This is a genomic window from Butyricimonas paravirosa (genome assembly GCF_032878955.1).
In the GTDB taxonomy this organism is placed as follows: domain Bacteria; phylum Bacteroidota; class Bacteroidia; order Bacteroidales; family Marinifilaceae; genus Butyricimonas; species Butyricimonas paravirosa.
This window is the reverse complement of sequence record NZ_CP043839.1, coordinates 4,361,290-4,384,619: the sequence shown is the minus strand read 5'-3', so window position 1 is coordinate 4,384,619 and position 23,330 is coordinate 4,361,290. Positions and strand designations below refer to the sequence as shown.

The window sequence follows — 23,330 nt, the reverse complement described above, 5'->3', positions numbered from 1 at the left end:
GTCTTTAAACACTACACACAAACATCAATTTCCTCCCGTAAAAGCCCAATCAGATTTATAAGCCCAGCGAGAAGGACATTGTTGCAAAACCATTCTTAAGCGTTTCACTTGATCGATAGAAAGTGAATTTTTATAACTATACATATCCATCACATTGAACGAAGTGAAATACTCCAAAGGACGAGTTGGATCATTTTCCGGTTGTCCATCCAAGTTATTAGCCTTAAACACAGAAGGATAAAAACCATAATCAAAACTATAAGTATCCGGACAATAATCACTATCACCATCTTCATTCAAATACTCATACATATCACACCTCGTTTGAAGAATACCAAAATATTCTGCCATAGGGGTAGCCAGACTGAATTCATTTGATCCTTGTACTGCTGTTGGCGTGTAAAGAGCTGCCAGATTCACCATGAAACCAACTTCCCGACAGTCCTCAACATCATCTAAGGTAAAGGACTCCTTATGTTCCAAATCCAAACCCGGAATAGAAGCTAAGTCATAGTCCGGATGCATCACCATGGGAGGCCACATCTGATATGACGTAGAAGTACCCGTTGCTGAAGTCGACGAGGTAAACTTAGCCAACCAAATATTCAAATACTTATTGGGGTCCCAAATAAGACGTTTCCATTTTGTCAATATATATGATAAATAAGGTTTAGTCTTATTGGAAGAAGTTCCCATATTTGTAAAATCTGATGCTGAAATATTCTCTATATTCTTTCCCGGCTCCTGCATTTTTAATCCATTTTGATCATAAGTTGCCAACTTAAACACGACTTTAGCGTTTCCTGCATTAGGATCAGTTGTTATCTTACGATTAAAGGCATCAGAAACTCGCTGAAGTTGTTCTTCCAAAAATTCCACGCTTAAATCATAAGCAGGAGCCGCTGTTGCCGGAGGAACGAGTACATGAAAGACAACAGGAATCACAATCTCCTCATAATCCTCTTCAGGCAACTCCCTTATTGTAATCTCTAGACGATTACTTTCCATATTTCCCCCTTTTGCATAAAATTGTAATACAGTTCCAGGCACATCGCTCGTCGTTGCATAATACCCATCTTCCAATACATTACCATTCTGGTCATACACTTTCACATAACCAGCCGGAATTTGATCGTCTGGAACTAAAAACTCCTCCTCAATCTCTTTGCCATAAAATTCATCTGTCTCTTCATCCCGACCGTAAGACATCACGTTTCTTTTAGCATATACAAACGTATGGAATCCCATTTTACTAACTCCATTAGGGACTAACGTTTTATGATCTGCACGCAATTCAATTTTTGAAATCTCATCTGGAGAAATATTCAAATCATGAATTATACTCTCCTCTTTTTCACACGAACTTAGCATAAGCAGTGTGACAAAAATAACTATTATATATCTCATAATATATATATTTACATTACTTCCAACCAGGATTCTGGGGAACATTATTATACATCAATTCATAATCAGCAGGAAGAGGGAATGTATAGCGATAGTCATTACCTTCCAGCGTATAGGTCTTGATTTCATCAGTTTCTTCATCTTTTGCCGTACGGGAAACACTAGCCCCAGTCCGTTTCATATCCAACCAATTCATCTGTTCTTCATAGACAAATTCTTTACGACGTTCTTTTAATATCTCCCCGATGACATCACTCCCCGTATAACCGGAATACCCGGGGATCTTACTACTCTTGAATTCATTCAACAAATCCAAAGCCCCGTCTTTACCCTGTCTAGCCAAGGCCTCTGCTTCAATCAATAATAAATCAGAAAAACGGAAAAGAATGTGTACATCATTAATATCATGTTCATCTGTACATTGCCATTTTGTAACATATACTTTACCATCTATCTCCTTAAAATAAACTTCCCGACGAATATCATTCTCATCATAAAGATCATACAATTCTTTGGAAGGACGCTGAACCAACATTTGTTCCGGTCTTCCCCAAGGTGCATAATCATTCCCACCATAAGCATATAAAGAGAAACGTAACAAAGCAAATCTATGAGGCTTTGTCGTGGATTTCGTCAATGGCACCGTTGTCAATTCAGCTTGCTCGTCAATAGTACTTTCCACACGTGCGCCTTTCCTTGCTTCTTTTGCATAAAACTCGGCCTTACTCCAATCATCCTCCTCTGCAGCACAAGACCCGGCTTTAAATTGATAAGTCTGGGCTAAGATCGCATACATAATTCTTTTATTAAAGAAGATATTCCAAGAATCTTCCGGAACAGTTTCATATTCTAGAACATCAGTGATCTCCCCGATCAACTTCTTATACAAATCTGTTTGTTTCCATCTTTTTCCTCCTTGCACAACATCAGCATCAAAATTAAACGGGATACCATAGTCATTTTTATCATAAGGAGCAAATAATTGATTCAATCTCAACAAATAATAAGCTCGCATCACTCTACCCTCTCCTGCTATCCGTTCATAATCTGTTTTGTTATAATCTGGTACATTTTCAAGATCTTTCAAGACCATATTGATGTAACCAATCGAAATAAATACTTCCTTCCACAGATCGCTTGGGAATAAATACCCTTCCCAATTCTTTATCTCTCCATATTCTTTAATAAAGTTTTGTCCTCCACGAGAGGGATTTGCAAAATCATCAAACAAGAAATTTTCCAAATCCAAATCATTTGTATACAAAATAGAAGAAACATTGTTACGTCTCGTAAAGGGATATTGTACATACTCCCCGTTAAACAGCACGGTATTACTTACATATCCTTTACAATAACTTGATGAAGTAGTCGCAAACAATAAAGTAGACATTGCACTACGTACATCTTCCATTGTATAAACAACTTTCGTATTTTTAGGTGGCATATTTAAAAAGTCCGAACATGCCCCACATAAAAATACAACAAGCACTAATAATATATTCTTTTTCATAATCCTAGAATTAAATACCTATTGATAAAGAGAATGTATATGAACGCGCACTCGGATAAGTGAAGGCTCCTTTTGTTTCAGGATCTATTCCACGGAATTTAGTCAATGTAAACACATTCGCCATATTGAAATTCAATCGAGCCCGCGTGATATGCAGTTTATCACAAATACTTTGTTCTAAATTATATCCCAGTGAAATATTATTACATTTCAAATAATCCCCTTTTTCAAAACGGAAATCAAATAATTGATACAAATATTCAGTTCGTGACGTACCATACTTAGGAATTTCAGTTATATCCCCAGGTTTTCTCCAACGATTTGCCTCGATCTTAAGTACATTTTTGGCTGATGCATAAGCTGTTCCTCCGGAATAATATTGGAAAGAACGAGCCAAATGGCCTGTCATATAAGTAAACTGGGCAAAAAGACTGAAACGCTTATAATTAAATTGTGTTGTGAAGCCTCCGGTAATCGGTGGATCACTCCGCCCTAGATAGCCACGGGAAGCATTTGCCAACTGAGTTGTTAAATCATTATCCATATTATAAACATATTTTCCCTCAGCATTTAATGTTCCCAATCGATTCCCATCATCATCAAAACCATCCACATAAGCTAACGTATTTCCCGTATACGGATCAACCCCAGCAAACTTATATCCATAAAAGGCCCTTACCGGCTGTCCTTGAATATACAAACTATACAAAGATTCAAACGTAGAATTGGTACTTGCAGAGATTTCACTCAAATCTTGATAATATGTTTCCGTAACCTTATCTTTATTCTTGGTAAAATTAACTGAAGTCACCCAACTAAAATCATCAGTACGAATATTCAATGTCCTCAGGCTGATTTCCCAACCTTTATTATTAACGGAAGCTACATTCGCAGTAACAGAAATACGCCCTGTTGATGCTGCAATTTTCTTATCATCTAATAAATTACGAGTATCATTATTATAATAATTGACTACCAAATTAATTCGATTGTTAAATAACGAAGCATCAAAACCAATATTCCGATTTTCCTGACGTTGCCACTTAATCGAAGGATTCGAAGGATCATAGCGATCCATGATCTTTTCTCCATTATACGAGTAATTACTCACTTTACGCAAAACAGAAAAAGGGAGGGCATTACGGTCAATACTTCCAACAAAACCATAAGAGGCTCTTATTGCCAATTGATTAATAAAACCAAATCGAGTCATAAAAGGCTCATTATGCAGATTCCATTTCCCACTCACGTTCCAAAGAGGAGAGAAGCGGTTCTTCGTTCCGATAATATCAACGCCATCCAAACGCGCACTTCCCTGCACCACGTAACGATCCTTGTAACTATACGATCCTGTTACAAACAAGGAAACACTTCTATCTTGTGATTCAGAATGTCCACCTAGACTTGACAATGAACTTTTAAATGCTGATTTTATCGTCATTCCAGTTAAATCAGGATAACTTGCCACACCATAAATATCGCTCCATTCAGGAATCATGCTTGAAAAACCGTATCCTTTTGTTGAAGAAACTTCCTGCCCCAAATAAGCATTAATATAATGATCTCCGTCTGAGAATCCACGGGCAAATTCCAACTGGTTACGAATCGTCCATTGTTGAGAGCGAGACGTTGATTCTTTCATCATTCCATTATTCATTGCATCCGGAATTTCTTCCTCCGAATAAATTCCTCCTAACCATGAATTATATTTAGAAGCAAATGACCCCGGTACCAATTCTTGCATAGAATGATTATTTGAATTCGCAAACGTTCCCATGGAAGAAAGCATCAAACCTTCTATGATTTTGAATTCCAACTTCAAACTTACTTGGTTACTCAAATATCTTGATTTCGTCGTGTTATTATTTAAATCCTCTAAAATATTAAAATCATACATGTAACCATCTTTGATTGAACTTTTGGTTGAATAAGAACTACGGTCATAAGCATAATTTCCATTTTCATCATACAAACGTTCGTATGGATTTGCATAAGTAGCATAATCCAGCGGATTTACCGGAGAAGCAGAACTACGATCATTCCTTAATGTACTACGCACATCAAAATGAACTCGCAAGAATTTATTAAAATCATGGGTTAATTTTATCGAAGCTCCCATGCTTTCATATTTATTATTCGGCATAACTCCTTCTTGAGAAAGGTAAGAAAGACTACCATAATATTGTGTTCTTTCATCTCCTCCGGAAAGAGAGATACTATAATTTTGAGTCTGAGCCACTCGGAAAATTTCATCAAACCAATTCGTATTGATCTTGCTTAAACGATCTATCTCGGCATCAGCTTCTACTTTAGATATTTTTCCATTATCAACATCCTTCAATAATTGGAATACCCGTCCCCCGATATCCAACCCTGGGAAATCCTCATAAATACCACGTTCAAAAGCAATTTTTTCCTTCGTATTCATCATTGTTAAACGATTACTAGGAGCTTCACTCAAGCCATAGGATGCTTGAATATTTATATACGAACGCCCGACAGATCCTCTCTTTGTGGTAACAACAATAACTCCATTAGCAGCCCGTGATCCATAAATCGCTGTTGCTGCGGCATCTTTTAGCACAGTAATACTTTCAATATCATCAGGAGGGATATTACCAATTCCACTAGTTAATACTGTCTCCTGAAATTCCGTACCTCCCATACTAATTTCCGGAACATCTCCCGAAAGAGGCATTCCATCGATGATCCAAATAGGATCCGTATCTCCTGTCAACGAATTTATACCTCGAATCCGGATTGTAGCTTGAGCCCCTGGTCGCCCGGACAAATTCATAACAGCAACTCCCGCCATCTGACCTTTTAACACATCTTCTATACTTGTATACCCCTTATTGGCTATATCTTTAGAAGTCACGACCTCAACGGAACCTGTCATTCTTGTTTTCTTAATTTCTTGGTAACCAGTTACCACAACTTCATCCATCTCGGTAACATCATCTTCAAGTATTACAACGATTGGTTTCTCTTGCTTTTTATACTCTATTGTTTTTGTTTTCATTCCAATAAAAGTAAACATCAGCACGATCTTCTCCTGTTCCGGGATGACTAACGTAAACTCACCTTTCACATCAGTAGCAACACCTATCGTGGTCCCTTTCAGTAAAACGGAAACACCCGGTAACAATTCTCCCTTTTTATCCTTCACCACGCCCTTAATCGTAACTTTCTTCACCTCATCCGGTGCGTTCACCTTTCTTTCTGAAATAAGAACATAGTTATCTTTGACCTGATACTCGTACTTTTTGCCCAACACCTGTGCCAGAATCTCATCCAAAGTCCCGCTAGTAGAAGTCAGCATCACGTTCTGTTTCACATCCAAAATTGCCGTGTTGTAAAAAAACTCATAGTTACTCTGTTTCTTAATTTGCTTGAAGATCGACTCAATAGTCCCGCTCTTCACGCTGAACATCTCCTGCGCACCTTGGGAATAAACATCTTTCGCCCAAACGCTGGAGGCTGAAATCAATAATAGAAAAAATAGATTTCGCATGTACCTTAAAAATTTTACCGATCCATTTTTTTTCATACATTTGTAATTAAAGTTAATGACTCACTCACGAACATCGTCTGGTAAACTTTTTCGTGAATGTTGTTATCCATAGATACAGGGAAGGTGAGATTTCCCTGTATTTTATTTTCGGGTAATTAATATATTCTTTCCGTTGACTTGAAATTTCACTTCCGTAATCATCTCGATCAGTTCCAGTAGATAACTGGCAGGACGATCCTTCTCTGCAGCCCCGGTGAAACGTAAATCCCGCAAAGCGTCGTCAGAATAAGACACCGTACAATCATACCAACGATTCAACGTGACCATGATGTCCTCCAAACGCATATCCTCAAACCGGAACTTTCCCTTCATCCAGGAGACATAAAGTTCCGGGTCTACCTCAGCCATCTTCACTTGATAATTCTCTCGATTATACTCGAAGCGCATCCCCGGGGTAATATCGAAATCCTGTTGTAACTGGTGATTACGCACGGTGACTTTCCCGCTAACCAACGTCACCGAAACATCTTGATCCGTCGTGTAACCGGAAAGATTAAAAGAAGTTCCCAATACACGCACGTCAATATCTGCCATTTTCACGATGAAAGGTTTATCCGATTTCGTCACGTCAAAATAAGCCTCGCCCGTTAACTTCACCTCTCGCACGTCCCCGGTGAAAGGCACCGGGTAAGTCAAGGCTGAACAGGAATTCAAGCGCACACTTGACCCGTCAGACAAGAGTACTCGAAACTCTCCCCCGGCCGGGACTGTAATCGTGTTATATAAAGGTTCCGATTTAGTCGTAGCCAACGTGTAATCCAGCACCCGGGAAGAATCATTTTTTATGACCACGCCTTCTTGTTCCTGAATAATGGCCGTACTATTTAAAGGCACTTCCCGCCCATCACTCAATTGCAAAACTGCAACACCTTGTGCTGGTAGAATATCCTGCCGAGTCAGCTCCTGCCGTTCCGGTTCACCCGATCCTCGGAAATAAATCACGCTACTTCCCACCATCGCTAAAATAATAATAGCCACGGCATAACGATAGAACACAACCACTCGCCGATTCCAAGGCACATGTATCTTGCGTTTGATTGAAAACCATAATTGTTCTAGTTTACCTTCAGGAACTTCCGGTAAATTCTCGACGTCGTCATCAAATTGCTCGTACCACCGGGCAATCCGCTCTTCCTCTTCCGGGGTACATCGATGCTCCCGGTACTTCTTTAAAAGATCGTATATTTCATTTATCCCCATATTCGCCGTATTTACCTTAAAGACAATTCCGGGGAACAAAAGGTACTATATGAAAAATAAAAAATTTTTACGACTCACCTCGTATCGGAGCCTACGTGTAATATCACCTAGTTGATTCTTAACGGTTTGTTCGGATACGGCCAACTTCTCGGCAATTTCTTTTATCGATAAATTTTGTTCCTGCCGGAGCATGTACACGCATTGCAAACGAGGTGGAAACCCATCCACGATTCGCCGGATATTTTCATCCAAATCCTTGGCCACGATCTTCACCCACGTGTAATTGTCCTCTTCATTCGGGGCGCATATATCCTGGTATTTATCACGAATCTGTTCTTGTTTTATTGAATTCAATATATGATTTCTCAACCAAATCAAGAGATACCCTTTCACGGAAGACGAGACCTGAAAAGCATCTCTTTTTTCCCACACTTGGATAAAAAAGTCTTGGAAAATATCATCCGCATCAAAGGAACTGTTCACACGTGCAAGGATATTCCGATACACAATATCAGCATACCGGGAATACAACTCTTGAAAGGCAGAGACACTCCCGTTCTTTATATCACGTACAATTTCAATGTCCGATTTTTCCGACACGATCCAAGCTTTAAAGATAAATATTCGAACGTTTAATAATATTTCGGAAAGACCGATTTCCTTTTTAGCCTCATTAGTGAAATCCTTGATTGTTAATAGAAAAAAGTATCCGGATTCTTGGGACATATCGTAAAATTGGATAATTTTGGAATATTATTAAACGTTCGTTTAATGATTCTTTCAAAAGGAGCATTTAATCTCATACTCCATACAAGAATAATCTGTCACAAGCCGATGTAGTTTATATGTATTATTTCCAACTTATTATTGAATATCAACTCGATAACTTCCGTATAAATTTTTCATTCCTCGACACGTCAACATTCCCCCAAAAACAGAACCTTCGACAGGACACCCTAATGTCCTGCCAAAGGTTTTAATTTACCACACTACACGAAAATCAATTTTCTCCCGTGAAAGCCCAATTTGATTTATAAGCCCACCGGGAAGGACATTGTTTCAAAACCATTCTTACCCTTTTCACCTGATCGATAGAAAGGGAATTCTTGTAACTATACATATCCAGCACGTTGAAAGACGTGAAATATTCCATCGGACGGGTCGGATCATTCTCCGGCTGACCATCCAAATTGTTTCCCTTGAACACGGTTGGATAATAACCGTAGTCAAAACTATACGTGTCCGGGCAATAATCACTATCGCCATCCGCGTTCAAATAGCTATACTTGTCGCACCTCGTCTGGAGAACACCCAAATACTCTGCGATCGGGGTTGCCAAGCTAAACTCGTTTTTCCCCTGCACCGTCGTCGGGGACAACAGAGCGTTCAAGTTCAACATAAACCCGACTTCCAAACAATTTGTAACATCACTAAGATTAAAAGCATCCTTATGCTTCATCGTTATCCCCGGGATGGATGTCAGTTCATAATCGGAGTGCATCACCGTGGGTGCCAGCATTCGGTAAGACGTCGTGGTTCCCGTGTTGGAAGTCGACATCGTGAACTTTGCAATCCAGATATTCATGTATTTATTCGGATCCCAGATAATACGCTTTGAATTCGCCAAAATATACGCCAAATACTGGGTCGTCTTCGTGGAAGACGTTCCCATAGCCGTGAAATCTGCCGCAGTTATATTCTCCACGTTCTTTCCGGGTTCCTGCATTTTCAGTCCGGTCTGGTCATACGTGGCCAGTTTAAACACGACCTTCGCATTTCCCGCATTAGGATCTGTCGTAATTTTCCGGTTGAAAGCATCCGACACCCGTTGCAACTGCCGTTCCAGCAACTCCACGCTGACATCGTAAGACGGGGCCGCCGTGGCCGGTGGCACAAGCAGGTGAAACACCACGGGAATCACCACTTCTTCATAGTTTTCATCCGGCAACTCCCGGATCGTGATACTCAATCGCTCGCTTTCCAAATTTCCTCCTTTCGCGTAAAATTGCTTTACCGTCCCGGGAGCATCCGTCGTGGTCGTGTAATAACTTCCCTCCAACACGTTTCCGTTTTGATCATACACCTTGATATAATCCGCTGGCAACTGATCCTTGGGAATCAAAAACTCTTCCTCGATCTCTTTCCCGTAAAACTCTTTTGTCTCCTCGTCCCGCCCGTATGACATCACGGTTCTTTTACCATACACGAAAGTATGAAATCCCATCTGGCTCACCCCGTTAGGTACCAACATCTTGTGATCTGCACGTAACTCGATTCTTGAAATCTCATCCGGTAAAATATTCAAATCAAAAATCACGCTCTTTTCTTTTTCACACGAACTAAAAAACAGCATCGTGATAAAAAAAATGATTATATATCTCATCATATTCTATTCATTTACATTTATTACTTCCAACCTGGGTTCTGGGAAACATTATTATACATCAACTCGTAATCGGCAGGTAACGGGAACGCATACCTGTAATCATCGCTATCCAACGTGTACGTCACCACTTCATTCGTCGCCTCGTCCTTCACTCGGCGAGTGAGCGTAACCCCGGTTCGTTTCATATCCAGCCAGTTCATCATTTCCTCGTAAGCAAATTCCTTACGACGCTCCACCAGGATCTCCCCGATCACGTCATTCCCGGAATACCCCGTGTACCCGGGAATCTTGCTACGTTTAAATTCATTCAGCAATTCCAAAGCCCCGTCCTTCTCTTGATGGGCTAACGCTTCCGCCTCGATAAGCAACAAATCAGAAAAACGGAACAGCACATGCACGTCATTCGCATTATGATTGTTCGTGTATTGCCACCGAGTCACGTATATCTTCCCATCAATCTCCTGGAAATAAACTTCCCGACGAATATCGTGTTCATCATAAAGACCGTACAACTCTTCCGAAGGTTGTTGCACCAATAGTTGCGAAGGTCTTCCCCAGGGTGCGTAATCGTTCATGGCGGAGGCATACAAAGAAAAACGTAACAAGGCAAACTTGTGAGGTTTCGTGGTTCCCCTTGCCAGAGGGACAGTTGTCAGTTCAAACTGTTCGTCTACCGTATTTTCCACTCGTTCCCCATTGCGGGCCGCCTTCGCGTAAAACTCAGCCTTACTCCAATCATCCGCCTCGGCCGCACAAGACCCAGCCTTGTACTGGTAGGTCTGGGCCAGAATCCCGTACATCACTCGCTTATTAAAGAATAAGTTCCAAGCCTCCTCCGGTACAGTCTCATACTCCAATACCTCCATAATCTCCCCAATCAATTTCGCATACAAATCCGTTTGTTTCCACCTCTTTCCTCCCTGCACCACGTCTGCATCGAAATTAAACGGGATACCATACTCGTTCTTATCGTAGGGAGCAAAAAATTGATTCAGCCGGAGCAGGTAGTAAGCCCTCATCACCCGTGCCTCTCCCGATATTCTCTCGGCATCTGTTTTATTATAATCGGGTACGTTTTCCAGATCCTTCAATACCATATTAATATAGCCGACAGAAATGAAAACATTCTTCCACAATAGCGCCGGGAAAGTATATCCCTCCCAATTTTTCCCCTCCGTGTACTCTTTTATAAACCCACGTCCTCCCCGGGCCGGGTTAACAAAATCATCAAACAGGAAATTCACCATATCCAAGTCATTCGTGTACAAGATGGATGCCACGTTACAATACCTCGTGAAAGGAAACTGCACGTACTCGTCATTAAACCTCACACTATTACTTATGGTCCCCCCGCTATGATAACTAGAGGAAGTAGTTGCGAATAACAGAGTCGACATCGCATCGCGGACATCGCTGATCGTATAAACCACTTTTGTATTCTTGGGAGGCATATTCAAAAAATCGGAACACGCCCCGAATAAAAATACCATGCTAAAAAATAACCATATATTTCTTTTCATAATTCTTACATTAAATTCCAATTGATAACGTGAAACTATATGTCCGAGCGCTTGGATAAGTGAAAGCTCCCTTTGTTTCCGGGTCTATTCCCCTGAACTTTGTCAACGTGAAAACATTCGCCATATTCAAGTTCAGACGGGCTCTCGTGATGTACAGCTTGGCACACAAAGCCGGGTCCAGATTATATCCCAATGAAATATTATTACATTTCAGATAGTCCCCCTTCTCAAAACGGAAATCAAATAACTGGTACAAGTACTCGGTCCGGCTAGTACCATACTTGGGAACATCGGTCATGTCACCCGGTTTCCGCCAGCGATTCGCCTCGATCTTCAACAAATTTCTCGCAGAGGCACTGGTTGTTCCTCCCGACACGTAGTACTGGAACGAACGAGCCAAATGTCCCGTCATATAAGTAAATTGCGCGAAAAGGCTAAAACGCTTGTAATTAAACTGCGTGGTGAAACCTCCCGTGATAGGCGGGTCACTCCGTCCCAAGTAACCGCGGGACGAATTAGCCAACTGAGTGGTCAGGTCATTATCCATGTTATAGACATACTTACCTTCCGGGGTCAAAGTCCCCAAACGATTCCCATCATCATCAAACCCGTCCACGTAAGCCAGCGAGTTTCCCGTGTAGGGATCGACTCCCGCATACTTGTAACCATAGAATGCTTTCACGGGGCGTCCTTGGATATACAAATTATATATGCTCTCGAAAGTCGAGTTCGTACTAGCAGAGACTTCACTCAAATCCTGGTAATAAGTTTCGGTCACCTTATCTTTATTCTTCGTGAAATTCACCGAGGTCACCCAACTGAAATCAGTCGTGCGCACATTCAGAGTTCGCAGACTGATCTCCCATCCCCGGTTATTCACGGAAGCCACATTTGCAGCCACGGAAAGGCGTCCCGTCGAGGCGGCAATCTTTTTATCATCCAGTAAATTCCGGGTATCATTATCGTAGTAGTTCACGACCAAGTTGATCCGGTTATTCAATAGAGAGGCGTCAAAACCAATGTTCCTATTCTCCTGCCGTTGCCACTTGATTGAAGGGTTGGAAGGATCATAACGGTCCATAATCTTCTCCCCGTTATACGAATAATTGCTCACTTTACGTAAAACAGAGAAAGGCAAGGCATTCCGGTCAATACTCCCGACAAAACCGTAGGACACCCGGAAAGCCAACTGATTGATAAAACCGAACCGAGTCATGAAAGACTCATTATGCACGTTCCATTTACCACTCACGTTCCAAAGAGGTGAAAAACGATTATCCGTACCGATAATGTCCACCCCGTCCAGACGGGCACTTCCCTGTATCACGTAGCGGTCCTTGTAACTATAAGATCCGGTCATAAAGAACGATGCACTCCGGTCTTGGGTTTCGGAATGGGATCCCAGTTTCGCTAATAAATCGGTAAAAGAAGATTTCAACGTAACTCCGGTCAAATCCGGGTAACTCGCCACACCGTACACGTCACTCCACTCCGGAATCATGCTGGTAAAACCGTATCCTTTCGAAGAGGAAACCTCTTGTCCCAGGTAAGCATTCACGTAATGATCGCCACCGGAGAATCCCCGGGCAAATTCCAACTGGTTCCGGATGGTCCACTGCTGGGAACGGGAAGTCGACTCCTGAACCATCCCGTTGTTCATATCGTCCGTAATCTCTCCCTCCGTGTATATACCTGCCAACCAAGAGGCCCGTTTCGAGGCATAAGAACCGGGAACCAATTCCCTCATCGAATGATTATTCGAGTTCGAGAATGTCCCCATGGAAGAAAGCATCAGCCCTTCCATAATCTTGAATTCAAGTTTCAAACTCACTTGATTACTCACGTATCTTGATTTCGTCGTGTTATCGTTCAGATCCTTCAGGATATTAAAATCATACCTGTACCCGTCCCGAATGGAACTAAGCTCGGAAAACGAACTGCGGTCATAATCATAATTCCCTTCCTCGTCATACAAACGCTCGTAAGTATTCGCATAAGTCGCGTAATCCAGCGGATTCACCGGAGAGGCAGAACTACGATCGTTACGCAAACTGCTACGCACGTCAAAATGTACTCGCAGGAATTTATTGAAATCATGGGTCAACTTCATGGATGCCCCCATGCTCTCGTATTTATTATTGGGCATCACCCCCTCCTGCGACAAATAAGAAAGACTGCCATAATACTGGGTCGTTTCGTTACCTCCCGAAAGGGATATGCTATAATTCTGGGTATGTGCCACCCTGAAAATTTTGTCAAACCAATTTGTATTGATTTTACTCAATCTCTCGATTTCTGTTTCAGCCTCGACCTTAGTCAACAACCCGTTATCCACCTTTTTCAACAACTGGTACACCCGTCCCCCAACGTTCAACCCCGGAAAATCCTCGTATATACCTCTTTCAAAAGCAATCTTTTCTTTGGTATTCATCATCTTCAATCGGTTATCCGGAGCCTCACTCAACCCGTAGGACACTTGAACATTAATGTATGAACGTCCAACCGTTCCCCGTTTCGTGGTTACCACGATCACACCGTTTGCCGCACGGGAACCATAAATCGCCGTGGCCGCCGCATCCTTCAGTACCGTGATACTTTCAATATCATCCGGGGGAATGTTACCGATACCGCTCGTCAGCACCGTCTCTTCAAACTCCGTTCCTCCCATGCTCACCTCCGGCACGTTTCCCGTGAGTGGCATCCCGTCCACGATCCAGATCGGATTCGTGTCCCCGGTCAAGGAATTGATGCCCCGAATCCGGATTCGAGCCTGGGCTCCCGGTCTTCCCGACAAGTTCATGACGGCCACCCCGGCCATCTGTCCCTTCAACACGTCCTCCACGCTGGTATACCCTTTATTCACGATATCCTTTGAAGTCACGACTTCCACGGAACCAGTCATCCGTTCCTTCTTAATCTCCTGGTACCCGGTCACGATAACTTCCTCGACTTCCGTAGCGCTCTCTTCCAGCACGACAACAATCGGTTTCTCCTGCGCCCGGTAAACCACGTCTTTCGTCTTCATCCCGATAAACGTGAATCGTAACACGATCGTGTCCTGCGCGGGAATCGTCAACATGAATTCTCCTTTCACATCTGTCGCCACGCCCACCGTCGTCCCTTTCAACAGCACGGATACGCCCGGTAAAGATTCCCCCTTTCTATCCTTCACAAGACCTTTTATAACGATTTTCTTCACCTCATCCGGCAAAACATGTTTCTTTCCCGAAATCAGGATATAATTATCCCGGATCGAATAACTGTATTTATTCCCCAGCACCTGGCTCAAAATATCCTCCAACGTCCCGTTCGGAGTGGCCAACGATACGTTTTCCTTTACATCCAGCACCGCCGTGTTGTAAAAAAACTCGTAACCACTCTGTTTTTTGATCTGTCTGAAAATAGACTCGATCGTCCCGCTCTTCACGCTAAAAATCTCTTGAGATTTTTGGGAATAACCATCTCTTGCCCAAATGCTAGAGGCGGAAATCAATAATAGCAAAAAAAGATTTCGCATGTACCTTAAAATTTTACACATCCATTTTTTTTTCATACCTTTGTTATTACAGTTTATAAATCACTCACGAAAAATAGTGTTGATTCATTTCGTGAATGGTATTTGTCAATTGAAAACGGGGAGGGTGAGAGCTCCCTGTTTTTTATTTATGTGATATCCTTATCTTTTTTCCCGACACGTCAAATTTCACATCTGTCACTGTCTCGATCATTTCCAGCAAGTAACTTGCCGGACGGTCTTTCTCCGCGGCCCCGCTGAATCGCAAGTCCCGCAACGTATCGTCCGCGTATTCCACGTTACAATCATACCAACGATTCAACTTGCACACGATGTCCTCCAGCCGCATATTTTCAAACTTGAACTTTCCCCGCATCCATGACACGTACAATTCCGGGTCCTCCGCCTTGATTTTAATCTTTCCATTATCCTTTTTATACTTAAAGGTCAATCCCGGTTCCAAGACATAGATTTCCTCCTGATCACGCTTGTTCACCACTACCTGCCCCTCGACCAAAGTTGTCGTTACCCGGCTATCATCCGCATAATCAGAAACATTAAAGGTAGTTCCTGTTACCCGGACATTCACGTTGGATGTTTTCACGAAAAAAGGATGAACGGATTTTTCTACCTCAAAATACGCCTCCCCCTCCAATTCCACCGTTCGATTTTCTCCCGTGAAAACGACCGGGTATCTTAGCGATGAACAAGAATTTAACCGAACCCGGGAACCGTCGGACAAAAGCACCAAATACTCGCCCCCGGTTGGTACCGTGATCTTATTATACACGGGTTCAACTTCTTTTTCCCGAACACCGGTATAATCCAGCACCTTCGCGGAATCATTTTCAATAACCTGCCCTCCCCGTTCCTTGATAATCGCCGTTCCCGTTAACGGAATACTTCGCCCGTCACTCAATTGTAACATCACGACACCCTTCGCTGGTAACAAATCCTGATGAACGGTTTCCACCGGATGATTCCCCCTCTTCTCTTTGGCCAGATAAAAAATACCTCCCCCCACGGAAAACATGATGATCAGCATGGCTGCATAACTAAAAAACAAGCTTCTCTCCCGTCCCCGCATTTTACGCTCGATTGAATACCACAGCTGTTCCAATTTCTTCCGGGGAATCTCGGGTAACTGCTCCACCTCGTCATCCTGTTGTCGATACCAACGCACGATCCGTTCTCGTTCCTCCGGTGTACACGTGTTCTCCCGGTACTTCTTCAATAAATCGTATATTTCATCTACTCCCATATCGTTTCACTTTACATTAATTCCCGTTCACTTTCACACTTCACAACATAATTGTTATCAAACCTTAATCCCTTTCGGAGAAATATCGTGTTTTTCATCGGTTATCCGACTGTATTCCATGACACTTACACCTATGTCCCACCTATAACTCTTCGATAAGTTACCGATAAGTCATCGATAAGTCACCGAAACACGGCGTTCATTTTACCCTGACTTTACCCTGATATACAATCAAGATACCGACGAGTCACCGACGGGAGTCACCACAAACACTACATGAAAAAGCCTGGAGTCCCTTTATTTATTCCAAGCTGTCATAAATAGGACAGCTCCATACATTAAGTAGTACTATTCTATAAACAAAAATTTTCTCGACTAATTTCTTTCCGCAGTCTTTTCAATATATCAGTCAATTGATTTTTAACCGTTTGTTCCGACACGGATAATTTATCGGCAATCTCTTTCACCGACAAATGTTGTTCTCGACTCAACATATACACTGACCTTAATCGGGGAGGGAATTTACGAACGATATGTTTGATCTTGTCATCCAGATCCGCCGCCACGATCTCAACCCAGGTATAATCATCGGCCTCGCTCTTACCTTCCCCGGACATCTCGTGATAACGATCCCGAATCTGTTCTTTCTTGATCGAATTTAAGATATGGTTTCTCAACCAGACTAGTAGATAATTTTTTACGGACGAAGTTATTTCCAGCGACTCTCTTTTCTCCCATACCTGAATAAAAAAATCCTGAAAAATATCGTCCGCATCAAAAGACGAATTTACACGCACCAAGATGTTCCGATAAATCAGATTAGAATAGCGGGTATACAAATCCCGAAATGCAGAAACCTTACCTTCACGCATCCCTTTAATAATATCTATATCTGATTTATCCGATTGCATCTAATATCTCCCTATGCACACGTTCATGATGATCAAATATAACCCATTTTCAGACACAGTCAAAATATTGCACAAACTTTTTATCTAATAATCAATAAATAATAAATCATCATTTACACTAAAACTTTAATTATATCATTCTATCATCAGGCTGTCCAGCACCTGTTCCAGCTGTTTTCCGCGTAAAAAACTCCCCACAATCCGGTTATCACTATCCAACACGAAAATGGAAGGTACTGCACTTATTTTATAACGTTGTGCTGCTGAACATTTCCACCCTTGCAAATCCGACACGTGCTTCCATATCAAACCATCCTCCCGGATCGCTTTGACCCAAGGTTCCCGTTTTGAATCTAAAGACACGCTTAGAATCTCCAATCCCTTGTCTTTATACTTCTGATACAGGGCCACCACATTGGGATTTTCCGCACGACAAGGGCCACACCAAGACGCCCAGAAATCCAGCACTTTCACTTTTGCTTTCACAGAATACAAAGACAAAGAATCTCCTTCTGGTGTTAACAAGGTGAAATCAGGAGCTATCTCTCCTACCGCGGTAATTTTAGCATCCCGGTAACGTTGCGTGATCACTTGCCCGTAAGGACTATTCTTCATCTCCTCGCTTAACCGATCGTACATCGGTTTCAAACGCTCGAAACGCATTTTCGGGTGATGCCGGGAGACGAGGTAAACAGCCACCAACGTGTTGCCCCATTCTGCCAGGATTTGTCGTTCAGCCTCATTATAGATGGAATCTAACCGCTCCTCTTCTTTAATAAGCTGTTCACATCGGCTCCAATTTTTTTGCTCACGAGCTTCTCGGAAAGCCTTCTCCATCTCCGGCATATCCTTGTATATTTCAGCTTTCACATCATTAAACTCGTTACTGATTCTTTGAAGTTCTCCTCCTGTCACAACGGGACGTTCTCCGGTAACCTTCACCAGAAACGGAACATTCTCCAAAAATAACGGGATAGATTGTCGTTTCTCGATTCCCCGTATCTGGGCTATCCGGGGTTCGGGGATCTTTCCCTCGATTTTGAATTTCCCGTTCTCGACAACACTCATCCCCAGCGTATCCCACTGGCTATTCATGGCTAAAGCCACCAAGTAAATCGTTCTGCCATTTTCCACATCCGGGACAACACCATCAATCGTGAAACCTTTATTTATATCACATCCGGCTAATAAGGCCAAACAAAAGATTAAGAAAAAATTCTGTTTCATACGTCTTTTATTAATTCTACAAACAATATCAAATAAAAGACAATTGAACAACTAGAAAAGTACTATTATAAAGCGAATTATTCTTCAGAAAGCGGGTCCAAGTGCAACGGGTGGCGAACCACAAAACGGGCCCCCTCTTTATAATCCCCATCCACCCAAATGTCTCCGCCCATCATCGTGATCGTCAACTTACATATGGCCAATCCCAAACCGGTACCCTGCACGTATTCATCCAGTTTTTCGAAACGTTCGAACACCTTCTTCTGTTTATCCTCCGGAATTCCCCGTCCCGTATCGGTCACGCTAAAATAAACACAATCCTGCTCTTCATTGATCTCGATTCCCAACGTGATACTCCCCTGTTCCGTGAACTTATTGGCATTCGACAACAAATTAATCAATATCTGTTGCAAACGTTGCACGTCTGTCTCCAGTATAAATTCTTCACAGGGTGTCCGGAACACGTACTCCACCACATCCCGTTTCCCGTAACTAGTTGTCGCCAACACGCTCTGGCACAAAGAAACGATCTCAACCTCCTCGTAAGACAACTTCAATCGTCCCGTCTCCAAACGGGATATATCCAGAATATCATTGATCAAGCGAAGTAATAAATCTGAATTTTTTTGGATGATAGCCACGTACTCATGACGGCTTTCCGCGTCACAATCGTCCGAAGTCAGAACCCCGGAAAATCCCACGATAGCATTCAACGGGGTACGAATCTCGTGACTCATGTTAGCCAAAAATGCAGACTTCAACCGATCAGACTCCTCTGCCTTTTCCTTTGCCTTCCGTAACTCTAGCTCCGCCTGCTTTTGCTTGGTCATATCCTCCATACGCACCACGACACCCAACAAATTATTATCATCATCAAAAACAGGATTCGCCAACATATACACGTAATAATTCCCATGTTTCACAACAACATCAGCCACTTTTCCCGTTTTCATGGCCATTACCGCCGGACAGAAAGAACAAGGTTCATCCAGTCCTCTCAAAACTTTATAACAAACTTGGCCCTTGGAACTTTTAATTTTTTCCGGATCGACATCATAATCAATCCCGTTATGCCATTTTATCGTGAAATCCGGATGAATAAACTTGATCCCGGAATTAACATTATTCAGTATTAAGATATTATCTTTCTGGGCCTGCCACAAGGCATCTTTAAAACGTTTGGTTCTAAAATAGAAATATAAGGCTAGGAAAAAACCGAACAGCAGAACTAAAAAAGCCGAAACAACCCCTATAATCTGGTATTTATATTCCTCGAAATAGGACAACTTCTTGTTGTAAAGAACAGCATTCTCGACCTCCGCTTTATTCAAGAATCCCTCTGAACATAACTTGGTATAATCAAAACAATACTCGTTCGGAATGATCTGCATACCCGCCAGCACGGTCGAATCATGTTGTCTCTCTAACGCCAAAGCTTGTTTGGCCATATCTTTTCCGACAGTCCGGTACTTCGGTACACATCCCCCGACAGCCCAATGCCCCATCCCGATAGAAGTAATCGTGAAAGCCGGAATTTTAGGATTCGCCATCATCATCGAATACGTGGCATTCCGCATAAAATAACCATCATTTTTATCTACTCGCCACGTCCCCAACAAGATAACCGTTTTCTCCGGTAACCGGGCAATAGCATCACTGATCGAATAAATCGTGTGTTTCCGGCCATCCAAAAGAATCAAATCCAGCTCTGGGAATTTCTCCTTCATCTTCTTCTTCACCAAAGCCTGCAGAGAGACTCCCCCGTAACTATTATCCGTGATAAAAGCGATATGCTTGGTTTCCGGGTAAAAATCCAGAATTAACCGAAGATTCGCTACCACGTCATACTCGTAAGCAAAGCCAAAAACCTCTAATTCCCGAATATTATCACTCATCACGTCCACACTCTCCGCCTCCCAGTTCTCCAAATCGGTACCCTCCTCCGGTAACAAGACTGCATTCCGACTCACCATCCCTCCCATGATCGGGACATCCCGGGTAATCAGTGAATCCTGAGACCAATAAGCCGTCCATGCCTCCTGCCCCAACAGAATAATGAGCTTCGGTAAACCCTTTTCGATATTCTTATCCAGTAATTCTTTCATCCGCCCTTCCCATGTACAAGCCTCGGAGAAACTTTTACAATTCATATTCTCTATGTCAATCGAAAATTTTCCACCAAGTAGGCCATATTCTTCTATAAAATCCGATATATTCCTAGCCGTCTGGGAAGTTTCCGGGTTGTAGGAACTGATAATTAATATCCGGGAATCGGGCTCACCGGTCCCTCCTTTTGTTGTCCAGGAAACGAACAACAAAACAAGTAACACCCCCGTGTACCTAAGATTCCTATATAGCTTTATAAAAAACTCCAACATCTTCTATTTGTAACTTCGCAAAGATATTTATTTTCACTTAAAATACGCCAAAATTCATGCACTTTCTACAAAAAGATATATCTTTGGCTTAAACCTTAAATTTGTAATTTATGTCTATTATTTCTTGTACCATTTCCCGGCTAAAAAGGGACGAACAAACAGAGACCTACGTGCATTTTGAACAAACGGCCACGTTACGGGAAATCGTTACCACGATAGATTCACCTTATGTCTTTTTCTACACGAAATACCCGACTCCACGATTAGGAGAACATGCGCAAAAACGTTTTCTTCAGGTAGCACAAGCCACGGGAGCCGTCATGCTTTACTCGGATTATTACACGGAACAAGATGGTTCGCAAACGGCACACCCGACTATTGACTATCAATTGGGGAGTGTCAGGGATGATTTTGATTTCGGATCGATACTTTTATTCAGAACAGACGTTTTAAAAAAAGTGATCAGCGAAATGGACTCGGAGTACAATTTTGCCGCACTCTACGATCTACGCCTGCGTCTTTCCCGGGAAGGATTGATTTTCCGGATTCCCGAATTCCTGTACTCGGAAAAGGAACACGATCCCCGACGTTCCGGTGAAAAGCAATTTGATTACGTGAACCCTCGTAACCGGGAAGTACAAATTGAAATGGAACAGGCTTTCACGGCTCACTTGAAGGCCATAGGCGCCTACTTGCCTCCTGCATTCAAAACCGTCCCGTTCCAAGACGAGCATTTTGAAACTGAAGTCTCGGTTATTATTCCCGTCCGCAACCGGGAAAAGACCATTGCGGAAGCGATACGATCCGTCTTTTCACAACAGACCAATTTCAAGTATAATATTCTCGTTATCGACAATCATTCCACCGACGACACGACCGCTATTGTTAAAAAGATGGCCCAAAAGCACTCGCAAATAATCCATATCATTCCCCCTCGCACCGACCTCGGCATCGGGGGATGCTGGACACATGCCATCATGAGCGAACATTGCGGACGATTCGCCATCCAGTTGGATAGTGATGATTTGTACATCAATCGACACGTACTCCAACGCATTGTCGACACGTTCCACAAACATCAATGTGCCATGATTATCGGTAGTTACAAGATGGTTAATTTCAAGCTGGAAGAAATACCTCCCGGCATCATTGACCACAAGGAATGGACGCCGGACAACGGGCGTAACAACGCCTTACGTATTAACGGGCTGGGGGCGCCCCGAGCATTTTACACGCCATTACTCCGGCAAATCAAAATCCCGAACGTCAGTTACGGGGAGGATTATGCCACAGCACTCGCAATCTCCCGTGAATACCGGATCGAACGTATTTATGAACCGCTATATTTATGTCGTCGCTGGGAAGGTAATTCCGACGCGGACTTGAACATCCAACGTGTAAACGCAAATAATTACTATAAAGATAAAATACGTATGATTGAAATATTGGCAAGGCAACAGAGAATTGAAAATGAAGAACAATCTTAAATCAAAAATTAATTCCTTATCATGTTTTTCGACGAATTTACGAAATCACAACTAGCCTCCTGGCCCTTGGCCCGGAATAATTACGAACGCTTGCGGAATGTCATTTATCGTACGATTGATTTCGAGGGGTTCCAGATTCGCATCCAGTACAACCCGGACCGGATTCAATCGGCCGTGGCTAAAATAGACGAGCAATCAATCAAGGCAAGAGCCTGTTTCTTGTGTAAAGGAAACATTCCGCCGGAACAAGCTAGTTTCGATTATAACCCCACACTGGATATACGGGTAAACCCTTATCCAATATTCGATCGCCATTACACGGTTCCGGCCAAGCAACACATACCCCAGCTCATCAAGGGACATTTCCAAGATATGCTGGCCATTGCACAAACTTATCCGGAGTACACGATCTTTTATAATGGTCCCCGTAGCGGAGCCTCCGCCCCGGATCATTTTCATTTCCAACTGGCAGCCCGTCATATCATGCCCCTGGAAACCGATGTAAACTCCTGCCCGAAAGAAATCTTGTGGACTTCCGAATCACGGGAAACCACAATCGAAAGTATTCATCACTATCTTCGCAAGAATATCATACTTCATTCGAGCAACCGGGAGCAACTAATGGATATTTTCGAGCAATTAGTGTCACTCGTGGGCCAAATCACCCCGAACGACCCGGAACCCATGATGAACCTCTTTGCCTGGTACGAAAACAACGAATGGTGGGTAGTCATGTTTCCCCGTCGTCAACACCGCCCGTGGCAATTCTTCGCGGAAGGAGATGAAAACATACTGTTCAGTCCCGGCTGTGTAGACTTTGCCGGTCTGATCATCTCACCCCGGGAAAAAGATTTCAACCGTCTGGACGCCCCCTTGCTGGAAGAACTTTTTTCCCAGTTAACCCTTACCGACGAACAGTTTGAGAATTTACGATTTATGATTTACGATTTATGAA

At 42.6% G+C, this 23,330-nt stretch carries 14 protein-coding genes; 2 read left to right on the top strand and 12 right to left on the bottom strand.

The features are described 5' to 3' along the window. Positions 1–24: 24 nt before the first annotated feature. The 12 genes from F1644_RS17715 to F1644_RS17660 form a co-directional block, all read right to left on the bottom strand. Positions 25–1,407 (bottom strand): hypothetical protein, encoded by a 1,383-nt coding sequence (locus F1644_RS17715; protein WP_118304390.1) that lies wholly within the window; start codon positions 1,405–1,407, stop codon positions 25–27. Between the two features lie 16 nt (positions 1,408–1,423). Further along, the gene (locus tag F1644_RS17710) at positions 1,424–2,917 is read right to left on the bottom strand and encodes a RagB/SusD family nutrient uptake outer membrane protein (RefSeq protein WP_118304391.1); all 1,494 of its coding nucleotides are present in this window, start codon (positions 2,915–2,917) and stop codon (positions 1,424–1,426) included. Between the two features lie 10 nt (positions 2,918–2,927). Continuing rightward, entirely contained in the window at positions 2,928–6,431 is a 3,504-nt protein-coding gene (locus F1644_RS17705) for a SusC/RagA family TonB-linked outer membrane protein (RefSeq protein ID WP_168044120.1), read from the bottom strand. 141 nt (positions 6,432–6,572) lie between these two features. Further along, complete coding sequence (locus tag F1644_RS17700) at positions 6,573–7,691, bottom strand: FecR family protein (protein ID WP_118304393.1); 1,119 nt, start codon at positions 7,689–7,691, stop codon at positions 6,573–6,575. 45 nt (positions 7,692–7,736) lie between these two features. Next, positions 7,737–8,417 (bottom strand): RNA polymerase sigma factor, encoded by a 681-nt coding sequence (locus F1644_RS17695; protein WP_317147138.1) that lies wholly within the window; start codon positions 8,415–8,417, stop codon positions 7,737–7,739. 274 nt (positions 8,418–8,691) lie between these two features. Beyond that, on the bottom strand, positions 8,692–10,077 hold the full coding sequence (locus F1644_RS17690; RefSeq protein WP_118304395.1) for a hypothetical protein: 1,386 nt from the start codon (positions 10,075–10,077) through the stop codon (positions 8,692–8,694). 20 nt (positions 10,078–10,097) lie between these two features. Then, entirely contained in the window at positions 10,098–11,597 is a 1,500-nt protein-coding gene (locus F1644_RS17685) for a RagB/SusD family nutrient uptake outer membrane protein (RefSeq protein WP_118304396.1), read from the bottom strand. A 10-nt stretch (positions 11,598–11,607) separates the two neighbouring features. Next, positions 11,608–15,114 (bottom strand): SusC/RagA family TonB-linked outer membrane protein, encoded by a 3,507-nt coding sequence (locus F1644_RS17680; protein WP_158572092.1) that lies wholly within the window; start codon positions 15,112–15,114, stop codon positions 11,608–11,610. Positions 15,115–15,256: 142 nt separating this feature from the next. Further along, entirely contained in the window at positions 15,257–16,372 is a 1,116-nt protein-coding gene (locus F1644_RS17675) for a FecR family protein (RefSeq protein WP_118304398.1), read from the bottom strand. A gap of 353 nt (positions 16,373–16,725) precedes the next feature. Next, complete coding sequence (locus F1644_RS17670) at positions 16,726–17,283, bottom strand: RNA polymerase sigma-70 factor (RefSeq protein WP_118304399.1); 558 nt, start codon at positions 17,281–17,283, stop codon at positions 16,726–16,728. Positions 17,284–17,418: 135 nt separating this feature from the next. Next, the gene (locus tag F1644_RS17665) at positions 17,419–18,510 is read right to left on the bottom strand and encodes a TlpA disulfide reductase family protein (protein ID WP_118304400.1); all 1,092 of its coding nucleotides are present in this window, start codon (positions 18,508–18,510) and stop codon (positions 17,419–17,421) included. Between the two features lie 77 nt (positions 18,511–18,587). Continuing rightward, positions 18,588–20,888 (bottom strand): sensor histidine kinase, encoded by a 2,301-nt coding sequence (locus F1644_RS17660; RefSeq protein WP_087421004.1) that lies wholly within the window; start codon positions 20,886–20,888, stop codon positions 18,588–18,590. Positions 20,889–20,998: 110 nt separating this feature from the next. Between F1644_RS17660 and F1644_RS17655 the strand changes: the two genes are divergently transcribed. Together F1644_RS17655 and F1644_RS17650 are read left to right on the top strand one after the other, a co-directional pair. Then, positions 20,999–22,375, top strand: a complete 1,377-nt coding sequence (locus F1644_RS17655; protein WP_118304401.1) for a glycosyltransferase family 2 protein — start codon at positions 20,999–21,001, stop codon at positions 22,373–22,375. Positions 22,376–22,396: 21 nt separating this feature from the next. Then, complete coding sequence (locus F1644_RS17650; RefSeq protein ID WP_118594406.1) at positions 22,397–23,329, top strand: DUF4922 domain-containing protein; 933 nt, start codon at positions 22,397–22,399, stop codon at positions 23,327–23,329. Position 23,330: the final 1 nt, after the last annotated feature.

Coding starts and splice junctions, on each gene's coding strand:
- F1644_RS17705 (WP_168044120.1), bottom strand. CDS start 6,431: ATGCGAAATCTATTTTTTCTATTATTGATTTCAGCCTCCAGCGTTTGG.
- F1644_RS17685 (WP_118304396.1), bottom strand. CDS start 11,597: ATGAAAAGAAATATATGGTTATTTTTTAGCATGGTATTTTTATTCGGG.
- F1644_RS17670 (WP_118304399.1), bottom strand. CDS start 17,283: ATGCAATCGGATAAATCAGATATAGATATTATTAAAGGGATGCGTGAA.
- F1644_RS17690 (WP_118304395.1), bottom strand. CDS start 10,077: ATGATGAGATATATAATCATTTTTTTTATCACGATGCTGTTTTTTAGT.
- F1644_RS17700 (WP_118304393.1), bottom strand. CDS start 7,691: ATGGGGATAAATGAAATATACGATCTTTTAAAGAAGTACCGGGAGCAT.
- F1644_RS17675 (WP_118304398.1), bottom strand. CDS start 16,372: ATGGGAGTAGATGAAATATACGATTTATTGAAGAAGTACCGGGAGAAC.
- F1644_RS17715 (WP_118304390.1), bottom strand. CDS start 1,407: ATGAGATATATAATAGTTATTTTTGTCACACTGCTTATGCTAAGTTCG.
- F1644_RS17650 (WP_118594406.1), top strand. CDS start 22,397: ATGTTTTTCGACGAATTTACGAAATCACAACTAGCCTCCTGGCCCTTG.
- F1644_RS17695 (WP_317147138.1), bottom strand. CDS start 8,417: ATGTCCCAAGAATCCGGATACTTTTTTCTATTAACAATCAAGGATTTC.
- F1644_RS17665 (WP_118304400.1), bottom strand. CDS start 18,510: ATGAAACAGAATTTTTTCTTAATCTTTTGTTTGGCCTTATTAGCCGGA.
- F1644_RS17710 (WP_118304391.1), bottom strand. CDS start 2,917: ATGAAAAAGAATATATTATTAGTGCTTGTTGTATTTTTATGTGGGGCA.
- F1644_RS17655 (WP_118304401.1), top strand. CDS start 20,999: ATGTCTATTATTTCTTGTACCATTTCCCGGCTAAAAAGGGACGAACAA.
- F1644_RS17660 (WP_087421004.1), bottom strand. CDS start 20,888: ATGTTGGAGTTTTTTATAAAGCTATATAGGAATCTTAGGTACACGGGG.
- F1644_RS17680 (WP_158572092.1), bottom strand. CDS start 15,114: ATGCGAAATCTTTTTTTGCTATTATTGATTTCCGCCTCTAGCATTTGG.